General features: G+C 69.4%; 5 protein-coding genes. All 5 read right to left on the reverse strand.

Annotated elements, in window-relative coordinates; genetic code table 11:
• From WYM_RS18715 to WYM_RS18735, 5 genes are read right to left on the reverse strand one after another with little or no spacing between them, the layout of a single operon-like run.
• Nucleotides 1-792: a hypothetical protein gene (locus WYM_RS18715; RefSeq protein WP_019182375.1), complete on the reverse strand. Its 792-nt coding sequence runs from the start codon at nt 790-792 to the stop codon at nt 1-3.
• A complete protein-coding gene (locus WYM_RS18720) occupies nt 780-1,391 on the reverse strand; it encodes a hypothetical protein (protein ID WP_019182376.1) in 612 nt (203 codons plus the stop codon). Before WYM_RS18720 ends, WYM_RS18715 begins: the two co-directional genes overlap by 13 nt.
• A complete protein-coding gene (locus WYM_RS18725; protein ID WP_157525373.1) occupies nt 1,388-2,005 on the reverse strand; it encodes a hypothetical protein in 618 nt (205 codons plus the stop codon). The genes WYM_RS18720 and WYM_RS18725 overlap by 4 nt, the downstream gene beginning before the upstream one ends.
• A gap of 50 nt (nt 2,006-2,055) precedes the next feature.
• Entirely contained in the window at nt 2,056-3,255 is a 1,200-nt protein-coding gene (locus WYM_RS18730; protein ID WP_019182378.1) for a hypothetical protein, read from the reverse strand.
• Nucleotides 3,256-3,259: 4 nt separating this feature from the next.
• Entirely contained in the window at nt 3,260-3,562 is a 303-nt protein-coding gene (locus WYM_RS18735; protein WP_157525375.1) for a flagellar protein FlgN, read from the reverse strand.
• Between the last annotated feature and the right edge of the window lie 120 nt (nt 3,563-3,682).

The raw sequence follows: 3,682 nt of genomic DNA on the forward strand, positions 1-3,682 counted from the left end.
TCAGCCGGCGCGAGGGCCGGGCGTGAGGTCGGCGCGTGGGGCCATCGTCATGCCGAGCAGGCCGATGCGCACGTCGCCCGCCCTGTTCAACGCGTCGTCGCCGATGAGACCGCGGTCGCCCAGGACGACGAGAGCGTGCTGGATGTCGGAGTACACCCGAGCCCGCTCATCCGGCGGAAGCTCCTCGAGCGCCTTCTCCAGTCGCGCGAAGTTCCGCCGCCATCGATCGCTGCCGTCCTGGGCGGGCCCGCGGCTGAACACGAAGTGCAGCACACCGACGACGACGTCGAGGATGATCCCGAGGATGCCTATCGGGAAGGCGGCTGAGCCCTGCGCGATCGCAAGGCCGGCGATCATCGCGCCGAGCAGCGAGGGGATGAGATGGAGGAACCCGAGCAGGCGACCGATCTTCGGATCGGTCCCCAGCGACTCCCGGTGCTCCGTGATCAGGCCGATGCCGCCGATCACAGCCGCGACCGCCGCAAGGACTCCCGCGACACCGACGGGCGCGATGTCGTCGCGGTCGAACAGCCACGCCGCGAGCAGGAATGCGGCGACGGCGGGCAGCGTGAAGCTGGCGATGTGCGACAGCGTCAGCAGGAACCCCCACCCCGTCGACACGCCTTTCGACAGGTCCTTCCACGCTTCGGTCGGTGCGAAGAAGGCCAGTGCACGGCGAAGGTCCGGGATGCCGCCGAGCGCGCGCGCCTCGAGCTTCCACCAGTCGATCGGCTGCCAGGCGCTCACCGCCCGCGCGTAGATCGTCGCCGGACCGTCCGTCAGATCCGCCATGACACCTCATCCGATTGCGCGGCGGCGACGAGCGCCTGAGGGTCGAAATCCGTCGAAGGGCCGGTGGCGCCCTCGATGCGGACGGTGTCGAGGATGTTCTCGGCGATGGCGGCGGCGAGCGGGATCGCCGGCGGCGTCAGCGGTCCGAGGACCGCGAAGAACGTGGCCCCGCCGGGGAGGAACAGCCACCGGATCGTGCCGCGGAGGTCGTGGTCCACCGCGGTGGACGAGCAGCCCTGACCGAGACCCTGCGAGACGACGGTGCGAAGCCGCGGCGGGAGCACGGCGTCGGGCTGCAGATAGCGGGACTGCTCCTCGACGTCGAGCTCGCGATCCAGGAGCGTCAGGCGCAGCGGTGCCCACGATGCGGTGCCCGGTTCGAAGAGCAGCACGTTGGTCGCCGGATCCTCCGCGGCAGACCTCTGAGCCCGTACGAGGACGCGTCTGAGAGTGTCTCGGATCTCGGCGCTGAACTCGTGGTGGCCGGCAAGGCGCGCGGCCGCGTCGCGCGCCCACCCCTCCGCCTGCTCGCCGCCCAGTCCGCCGGCGGGCACGACGATGCTCGTCGCCTCGTCGTGCTCGAAAGCCACCCGCGTCATCGACCGGTCCAGGTGAGCGTGGCGACGTGGGCGTCCAGCAGCTCGAGCCACGAGGCCATCGCCGGGTCGGCGGTCGGGTCGGTGTCGACCGGGTGGACGAGCGTCGCCGTGAGCTGGAGCGCCTGCGCCCTGCGCGAGCCGGGGATCGGAGTCAGGTACACGACGGTGTACGCGCCCGCTGTCTCGCCCGACAGCTCAACCTTCCGCTCATCGACCCATCGGAGGAACTGACGGCTGTCGTGCAGGGCGCGGGCTCCGCGACGCTCGACGGCATCGGCGACCATCGCGTCCAGCGAGATCCCGGGAGCGCCTTTGACGAGGGTTCCCAGGATGCTGACCGGAACGGTCGCCCACTCCGGAGCCTCGTCGCCGGCCATGATCATCATGAACGCCCCCTGCTTGCGGGCAGCGGCCAGCGCTCGCTTCACATGCTCGGAGAGCAGGGCATAGGTTTCGGGCCGGCCCGCGTCGCGCAGGCGCACCCGAGCCTGTTCGAGCAGATCCCGCTCTGTCTGCTCGGAGGTGTCGTAGAGCACCCAGCCCGGCGGAAGGATCATCCGGAGCTCGGGGACGCCCTGACGCCCGCCCCCGAGCTGCTCTCGAAGAGAAGTCACCGGACTACCCTGCCACAGGCGTCCGCCCGCATCGCTCCGCCCACGTCGCCTCAGTCCGTGGCGAGGTTGTAGAGACCCTGCAGGCCGCCGATCGTGCTCGCGATGTTGTTGTAGTGCGTGCCGACGGCGCCCACCGCGTAGGTGAGCTGCTCGCCGGTGGTGCCGAGCTCGCCGATCACCTCCCACATGAAGGGGTCCTGACCGCTCATCACCGTGCTCATGACGTCGTCGAGCGAGTTCGCGACGTAGCCGGCCTCCGGGGCGAGCGAGCGCATGTTCGAGATCCACTGGCCGGGGTTGCGTGACCCGAAGCTGAGCGTCCAGCGGGCGGCGTCGTCGCCGAGGGAGAGACCGCCCTGCGAGAGCCCGCCCCAGGCGCGCATCCCGGCCTTGAAGCCTCCACTCGCGAACTCGCCGAACGCGCCGAAGGGGATGACGGCCAGCACCGCCAGCCCGACCTCCCAGAGTGCGGCGTCACCCCGCGAGTACTGCCAGAGCGTTCCGGCGAGTGTCAGCACGCCGACAGCGAGCGCGAGAAGCGCGACGATGGGGCCACCGACCACGAGCGCGAGCACCGCGAGCACGACGCCCGCGATAGCGAGGACGTCCAGGGCGAAATCCACGAAGCCGTCGAGATCGTCCCGCCAGCTGTCTTCGATGCCGTTGGCCGTCGAGGACTTCACGCCGGCGACGGCGGCGTCGAAGGCGTCCTCCCAGCGGTCGTACTGATCGTCGAAGTCGTCCGCGGCGTTCTTCCAGAGCCGGTACGCGTCTTCCTTCTCGTCCTCGGCGGTCTCGACGGCGTTGTCGTGCGCGGTCTGCGCCGTGGTGTCGCCGTCGCCTTCGGCATCCGTCGGCGTGGGCACGGGCGCCATCTGCGCGCTCTGCCATTCGCTGAGCTTCTGCTGGTACCGCAGCCAGTACGAATCCGCGTCCGCGACGGTCGTGACCATGAGGGCCTTGACCGCGGCCAGCTCGTCACCGTAAGCCTTCACATACGGACCGACCGCTTCGTACAGGTCCGCTGCGCGCCCCAGCTCGACGTTCACCTCACCGCTGAGTTCGCGGAGCTTGTCGACCGCCTTGCCCTCCATGTCGGCGCCGTTCTCGACCAGCCGCGTGAGCAGCTGCTCGGCATCGGACATGGCGGCACCGAGGTTGATGATCTGCTGTCCCCGCTCGCTGACGGCAGCGCCGTCGCCGGCGACGACCTCGACCGGACGGCCGTCCGGTGACTGATGGATGGCCATGCGATTACTCGACTTCCTGCATCTGCTGCGCCAGTTCCGCCGCGACCTGGGTGTCGAAGTCACCGAAGCCCTCGAGCACCGTCTTGGCCTGTTCGGTGACCGCCTTCAGGCCCTCGTTCAGCTTGTTGCGACGGTCGTCCCACTGACCTTCGAAGTCGTGCGTCTTGTCGCGCAGTTCGCTTCGGCCGTAGGGCGAGTCGATGTCGTCGCTCAAATCGCCGCTGCGCTTCGACGCATCTTCGAACTCGATCTGCGTTGCGAGCAGATTCGTGTACAGGGCCCCCAGATCGTCATACGAGATCTTCACGGACACGTTTCATCACATCCCAAGACGGGTCAGGGCCGGGGGTCCGGCATGGTCGATGCGGCAGCGCGCCCCCGGGTCCGTGTGCCGGACCCGGCGGGCGCGATGGCTCTGGGAAGGGGG

Origin of the sequence: Microbacterium yannicii PS01 (genome assembly GCF_000304335.1) — a bacterium.
Lineage (GTDB): Bacteria > Actinomycetota > Actinomycetes > Actinomycetales > Microbacteriaceae > Microbacterium > Microbacterium yannicii_A.